Source organism: Dankookia rubra (genome assembly GCF_004355005.1).
GTDB classification, from domain to species: Bacteria; Pseudomonadota; Alphaproteobacteria; order Acetobacterales; family Acetobacteraceae; genus Paracraurococcus; species Paracraurococcus ruber_A.
In genome coordinates this window covers 20,658-27,067 of sequence record NZ_SMSJ01000072.1, presented here as the reverse complement: position 1 = coordinate 27,067, position 6,410 = coordinate 20,658, and the positions used below count along the sequence as shown (strand labels likewise).

5 protein-coding genes and 1 pseudogene are annotated in these 6,410 nt (G+C 64.9%); 1 reads left to right on the top strand and 5 read right to left on the bottom strand.

Annotated elements, in window-relative coordinates; all coding sequences use genetic code 11:
• The 4 genes and pseudogenes from E2C06_RS28160 to E2C06_RS28145 all read right to left on the bottom strand — a co-directional run.
• Positions 1 to 452 (bottom strand): annotated as a pseudogene (locus E2C06_RS28160) (IS5 family transposase); the annotation flags it as partial.
• Between the two features lie 79 nt (positions 453 to 531).
• Entirely contained in the window at positions 532 to 1,806 is a 1,275-nt protein-coding gene (locus E2C06_RS28155) for an alpha/beta hydrolase (protein WP_133291909.1), read from the bottom strand.
• 361 nt (positions 1,807 to 2,167) lie between these two features.
• Positions 2,168 to 2,929 carry an alpha/beta fold hydrolase gene (locus tag E2C06_RS28150; protein WP_133291908.1) on the bottom strand — a complete coding sequence of 254 codons (762 nt, stop codon included), beginning with the start codon at positions 2,927 to 2,929 and terminating at the stop codon, positions 2,168 to 2,170.
• Between the two features lie 103 nt (positions 2,930 to 3,032).
• Positions 3,033 to 4,025, bottom strand: coding sequence for an amidohydrolase family protein (locus E2C06_RS28145; RefSeq protein ID WP_133291907.1), 993 nt, complete (start codon positions 4,023 to 4,025; stop codon positions 3,033 to 3,035).
• Positions 4,026 to 4,252: 227 nt separating this feature from the next.
• On the opposite strand from E2C06_RS28145, the gene E2C06_RS40445 reads away from it, so the two are divergent.
• Positions 4,253 to 4,378, top strand: coding sequence for a hypothetical protein (locus E2C06_RS40445; RefSeq protein ID WP_277751882.1), 126 nt, complete (start codon positions 4,253 to 4,255; stop codon positions 4,376 to 4,378).
• Between the two features lie 99 nt (positions 4,379 to 4,477).
• Here E2C06_RS40445 and E2C06_RS28140 read toward each other — a convergent pair whose 3' ends face one another.
• A complete protein-coding gene (locus E2C06_RS28140) occupies positions 4,478 to 6,067 on the bottom strand; it encodes an ABC transporter substrate-binding protein (RefSeq protein ID WP_133291906.1) in 1,590 nt (529 codons plus the stop codon).
• Positions 6,068 to 6,410: the final 343 nt, after the last annotated feature.

Genomic DNA, 6,410 nt, shown 5'->3' with positions numbered 1-6,410 from the left:
GATGGCGCGGCCGGAGGCATCGGCGATCACGCACGCCTTGGTCCCGTAGCCGCCGCGCGACCGGCCGAGCGCCTCGCGCTCGTCGCGCTCCGCCGAGGATCCCCTTTTTTCGCCGCGCCCGCGGCCTTGTGGTGCGCCCGGATGCTGGTGCCGTCGAGGAAAGCCATCCCGGCCTCGACCCCGCCCCGCCGCTGCGCCAAGTCCAGCAACCGCTCCCAGACGCCCAGCCGCGACCAGCGGCTGAAGGTCTGCGCCGCCATCCACCAAGGCCCCAGCGCGGCTGGGATTTGGCGCCACTTCGCGCCGCTGTCGTGCCGCCAGATGATCGCCTCGATGGTGCGGCGCAGGTCGTGATGCTCCGTCTTGTGCGGTGGACGGCACGCCTCAATGAGTGGCGCCAGCACCTCCCATTGCGCATCCGTCAGAACTCGTGGCCTGCTTTCTTCAATCATCCCAGGTAGATGGGGCAATACTCAGGGACTGACAGGCCCTAGTTCCGCAACGGGCCATCCGGCGCGTAGTCACCACGACCTACCAGGCGTCGCGGTTGGCGATCTGCACCCGGAAGATTGGCTTGGCGCGCTCGACTTCCTCCTGCTCGAAAGTTTCGGTGGTTTTTTCGGGGTCATAGCCCCGCCAAAGCCAGCTGAGCGACTCTGGAAGGTCCATGGCGCCCTGTGCGCTGGAGTGCGTTGCAATGCCATAGCGGAAGTGGAAGTCGTAGCCGCGTGTCTTCAGGGTATTGGCCATCTGGATATTGTTCAGGGGCCAGCTCCCAGCTACATACAGGTCCTGCCGCCCGTTGCTGTCGACCTCGATGTCGTTCAAGCCATCCGACATCCAGACGCGGATATTGCGCTTCGCTTCACGCCGAACGAGGTTGGACAGAATGTAGCCGCCCTCGAGATGCTCCTCAGGCAGCCATTGCAGGCCGGTGAAGCTGCCGATGGTGGAATGCACGCGGCTGAAGCGATCGGGCTGGAACCAGCCAAGAGTGAAGGAACAGATGCCGCCGGAGGATTGACCTGCCACCCCGCGCGAGTAGGCATCTTGACGCAGCTTTACCGTCCTCTCCACCTCCGGGAGGACTTCCTCCTGTAGATATCGGCCGTAGCGGTCCGACACCGTGTCGTATTGCAGGCTACGCATGACATTGTCCTGACTCTCACCAGGAAAGCGCAGCGGCCGTGTCTCGCCGCCGGTGCCGGGAGCGATGAGCAGGTGCACCATGGGCGGGATGCGCTTCTGGTGCACCAAGTTGTCGGTGACGGTCTGCAAGCGAAAGTTAATCAAATCGCGCACGCCAACGCAGTTCTGTCCGTCCTGCCAGACCATCAACGGCGCGCCGCGAGCTGCGTCGATATCGGCATTGGCGTAGATCCAGTAATCCGCCGTCGCGCCGCCATAGATACGGCTGGTGATGCTACGCTTCTCCGACAGCGTGCCGCGCGTTGCCCCGGGGACTGGGTAGCTGTCAGGCGTATAGCCGGCGACCGAGTTGGTCCCCACGTCGCGCCCGCCGGAGAAGAGCGTGAAGGTATGTGTTGCGCCGATGCGCAACGTCTCCAGCCGGTACCAGTAGGCTGTGCCAGCGACTCGCGTCATCGGCACCGGCGCGCGGCCGTCGATGGCGATCGTCGCCGGCTCCTCGGACGCCAATGCGAAGAGAAAATCCTGGCCCCAGACCGCCGCGACATTGCCGGAGGCCAGGGTCCCCACCGTAGTGGTACCGCCCATCGGAACCGCCGTCCTTGCTGGCACGGCGGCGGCACCGCCCGCTTGTAGGCCCGGCAGGTAGCGGGTCATCAGTTCCGCTAGCCCGGGTGCCGCGGACCGCGCCGCCTCGATTAACGCGCGGAGTACGTTAGGATCCGTGGCACCGGGCGTTGCCGGGGAAGCACTCTGGGCCAGGGCGCCCGCAGTGCCGGCCAGCAGGGCGACAGTCGCGGACGCAGCTAATGCGTCACGCCTCGAAACTGCGTCCGTAATCGTTCCCCCAGATTTCTGTTGGCCCCCCGCGACAGGCGCGTGAACCTTGGCAGGCTATCGCCTCACTCCAGCCTTGGTAAACGTCAATGCTGGCGCCAAGCGCGGTCATTCTAGCGACCGACATTGGCCGGCCCACTGAGCGCGAAAAGCTTAGTAGCTCCCGCATCGTACGGGCGCTTCACCCGGGCACCGCTGCAGGACGATGAGCCAGAAGGAAGGTGCGGATGTGGCGAAGCACCAGGGGCAGCCGTTCCTTCGGCTCCTTCCAAGGATAAAGGCTCACCTGGCTGTTTGGCGCGAGCAGCGCGCTCTCCATGGCCACGGCATAGGGATGGGCGGGAATGTCGTCCGGCAGGATTAGGACAGGCGTTTTGCAGTCGCGCACGAAGTCACGCGTCGCGGTGAAAACGAAATCCGCCCTGGCCCGGTACATTCTGGTCAGAAAAGCCTCGACCATGGAAATCGAGATTTCTGGCCGGCGTGCACAAAGGTCGGGGCCCCACCCTGCCATGTTATTATCGAAGAACAGGTCGGGCATCTCGGGGCGAAACCCACTGGGCTGCGCCAGAACGGCCGCGACGATCCGGCTAGGTGCCCGCTGCAACAGGTTCCAGATGAAAGGGCCGCCGATGCAGAAGCCCATCACCAGAAAGTCCCTGATTCCCAGATGGTCCATCAGGCCGAGCTGGTCGTCTGCATAGGCATCCCAGGGCCGCTCGACCTCGAGCGGGCCGGAGGACTCGCCGCCGCTGGCATTGCGCAGGTCCATGGTGATGCAGCGGTACTCATTGCTGAACACCTCCATCGCGTTGAAGGGTCCCTTCTCGGTGACAAAGGAAATGGCCGAGTTCAACCCGCCGCCGGGGATGATCAGTAAAGGAAAGCCCGAGCCGGCTTCCTCGTAATGGATGCGAACGTCACCTTTATCAAAGAATGCCATCGCGCTTTCCCCCGCACGCGCCCGTACGGCGCTTACGGTCGGATTGTCGGCGTCCTCGCCTGGTATAGGCAAGCCGAGGCCAGCTTATGCGGTCCATGGCATCTCAGCCGTCCAGCCGCAGTAGCGCCGCCGCGTTCCGCCAAGTGAGCTTTTCCATGTCGGCCGGCGCCAGCGGGATGCGGTCGAGAAAGGCGCGGCCTTTGGCATTCGCCGCATAGGGGTAGTCGACCGAGAACATGATGCGGTCGATGCCGAAGGTCTGCAGCGCCGCCAGGAAAGGCGGCGCAGTGAAGATGCCGCTGGTGGTGATCCAGACCTGCTCCCGGATCGCTTGGCCGATTGGCCGTTGTAGATGCGCGATGTCATTGGCGAAGACTTCGTCAGCTCGCGCCAGCATCATCGGCAGCATTTCCCCCATATGGCCGATGATCAGCTTCAGCCTGGGGAGCTTATCCAGTGTCCCGGCCAGAACCAGGCGCAGCACCTGCAGCGCGGTTTCCTGGTGCCAACCCCAGCCAGCGGCCTCCAGCACCCGCCCGGCGCCGGGTTCCAGCCCCCCGAAATAGGCCTGGCGCACAGGCTCCGGCGCGAGGTGCGGATGAATGTAGATCGGCACGTCGAGCGCCACCGCTTCAGCCAGTAGCCCTTCATAGGCAGGGTGGTCGAGAAAGCGCCCTTCAGTCGTGCCATTGACCAGCGCGCCTTTGAAGCCGAGCACCCGAACCGCGCGGGTCAGTTCCGCTGCACAGGCCTCGGGGCTGGCCATCGGAAGCACCGCGAAGCCGGCAAAGCGGTCGGGTGCTCGGGCCACCGCCTCGGCCAAGTAGTCGTTCATCGAGGCGGCGAGCGCCGCGCCCTCCAGCCCCGGCAGCAGGTCCGGGCCTGGGCCGGTGTTGGACAGCACCTGCATGGTGATGCCCGCCTCATCCATCAGCCGCAGGCGCCGCTCGCTGATTTCGGCGGCAAGCTCCATCGGGTTGACCGCGCCCGGCGCAACGCGCCGCGGATGGTAGCCGCGCGCACGCACCACCGCAGGATTGATGCGCGCGACCAGATGCGGTGCGGTGAAGTGCTCCTCGAGCGCGATGACCCGCATGACGTTTCTCCCAGCGAGGTGTTGCAAACAATATCTCTGTCTGCGCCTTGCGAGCAATCACAGGGCCAAGTTTCCACACCGCGGCCGCCGTAGACGCGCTAGCCGGTAGAGACGACTCTGCTGCACCCGGCCCGTGGCTTCATCGGGCTCGGAGACACCGGCGCGGTGACTGAGGGGGCTATGAGCCGCTCGGCAATGCCAAGGCGGCGAAGCAATCTTTATCCCTGATGCAGCAGCTGGTGCAGAACGTCAACGCTGCGGTCGCGTCCATAATGGCGGCCGGCCGAGCGATGACGGCCGACGATGGCCAGGCGGACATTCTGGACTTTCTGCGCAATCCAGTCTTCGGCTGACGAGTAGCGCGACGCGTGTCAGCTATCCGACTGTGCCTTCCCCCGCCGTCGGCCGAGTCCCCAAGCCGAGGACCTTTGGCACGACGCTGATAGAACCAGTCAGGCGCGGCGCAGGTTCCACATGAAAGCGGCGCCGCCCTCGACCATTCCAGTCAGGGAGCGACGATAGGCGGTGCGGATCTGGAACTGGCCGCAATGGATGAAGGGCACCGTCTCGAAGGCACGCTGCTGGATGGCGTCGGCGACCTCAGCGCGGGCGGCATCGTTGGCAGCGGTAGTCCAGTGCGCGGTGAGCGCCTCGATCTGCTCGTCACCAAACCAGCCGGCCCAGCCTTTGCTGCCGAGGCCGCGCAGAGGAAAGTGCTCGACCGGAGAGCCAAGGATCGAGGAGGCTGCCCAGGTGTGGAAGATCGACCAGCCGCCCTTGTCAGTTGCCTCGCGGTTGGCGCGGCGGGCGACCAGCGTGGACCAATCCATGGCGGCGAATTCGACATTCATGCCCAGGCGCTTCAGCAGATCAGCCGTGACTTCGCCCATCGGGTGGATGGTGGGAACGTCGGCGGGACTGAGCACCACGACTTTGGTACCGTCGTAGCCGGCAGCCTTGAGGGCTGCGCGGGCGCGGGAAAGGTCGGCCGGCATGTGCCGCAGCGCCGTGTCTGCGCCGTAGGGAGTGCCGCAGGGAAACATCGACCGGCAGTTGGAGTAGGAGGTGGGATCCCCGCCGGTGAGGGCCTGCATGTAATCCTGTTGGTTGACGGCGAGCAGGACGGCACGGCGGATGGCTTGGTTGTTGAACGGAGCCTGGAGGTGGTTGAAGCGCAGGATGCCGTTGAAGCCGGCGGGATTGGCGTTGCCGATGCGGATCTGAGGATGGGCGCGCAAGCTGGGCACCAGGTCGGGCTGGACCTGTTCGTACCAGTCGATCTGGCCGGACCGCAGGGCGGCCGCGGCAGTCGCCTGTTCTGGTAAGGCCTGCCATTCCAGCCGCTCGAAATGGGCGATCTTGGCGCCGGAGGTCCAGTCGGCTGGGCCGGAGGCTGGGATGTAGTCCTTATTGCGAACATAGACGGCGAGCTGACCGGGGACGAACTCCTCCTTGACGAAGCGGTAAGGGCCGCTGCCGGTGGCGTCGGTGATCTGGGTGAAGGGGTCGGTTCTGGCGATATGCTCAGGGATGATGAAGGGGACCGAGGCGCTGCCGCGGGCAATCGCCTCCAGGAAAATGGGGATGGGCTGGGTCAGCTTGATGCGCAGGGTGCGGTCGTTGGCGACACCCCAGTCTTCCACGAACTTCGCGACGGTCTGGCCGAAGGTCTCGCGGCCGGCCCAGCGTTTCAGGCTCTGGATCGCATCCTGGGCGCGGACTGGTTCTCCATTGTGGAATTTCAGGCCCTCACGCAGCTTGATGACGTAGGTACGGCCATCGTCCTCGACGATGTGGCCCTCGGCCATTTGCGGCGTGATTTCGCGCTTGCCGGTGAAGCCGAACAGCGTGTCGTATGCCGCGTAGCCGTGGTTCGTGGTGACCAGCGAGGTATTGAAGACAGTGTCGACCGAGGACAACGCGGTCAGGGGTGCGACACGCAGGGTCCGCTCGCGCGCGGATTGAGCGAAGACGGCCGGTGGGCCGAGGCTCGCTGCGCCGCCCAATGCAGTTGCGGCCCGCAGGACATTGCGTCGCTTCATGGATCATGTTCCCCCGGATTTTGTTCGGCGTCAGGCGCGCCCTGCCAAGGATGTGACGAAGGTGCCTCGCACGACAAGGTCAATCGACCGGACGGGCGGGATTGCCGGGGTGGTCTGCTTAAGTCGAGGGATGCACGGTCGGGGTGAGCTCCTTGACGGCATCGAGCACGTGCTCGAGGGAACGACGGTATTCAGGTCGAGTGCTCTCGGCCAGACAGCGATGCGGACCTCGAGGATAGTCCAGATCAGCAATGTGTGCGGCCGTCCAATACCGTCGCCTCGACCTCCCCGTGAGATCACTGAGAGCGTACGGTGGCGATTGACTGGGCACCGATCCTCAGAG

Bases quoted from the DNA above. Each gene is read 5' to 3' on its own strand.
- E2C06_RS28155 (WP_133291909.1), bottom strand. From the start codon at position 1,806: ATGACCCGCTACCTGCCGGGCCTACAAGCGGGCGGTGCCGCCGCCGTG.
- E2C06_RS28150 (WP_133291908.1), bottom strand. From the start codon at position 2,929: ATGGCATTCTTTGATAAAGGTGACGTTCGCATCCATTACGAGGAAGCC.
- E2C06_RS28145 (WP_133291907.1), bottom strand. From the start codon at position 4,025: ATGCGGGTCATCGCGCTCGAGGAGCACTTCACCGCACCGCATCTGGTC.
- E2C06_RS40445 (WP_277751882.1), top strand. From the start codon at position 4,253: ATGCAGCAGCTGGTGCAGAACGTCAACGCTGCGGTCGCGTCCATAATG.
- E2C06_RS28140 (WP_133291906.1), bottom strand. From the start codon at position 6,067: ATGAAGCGACGCAATGTCCTGCGGGCCGCAACTGCATTGGGCGGCGCA.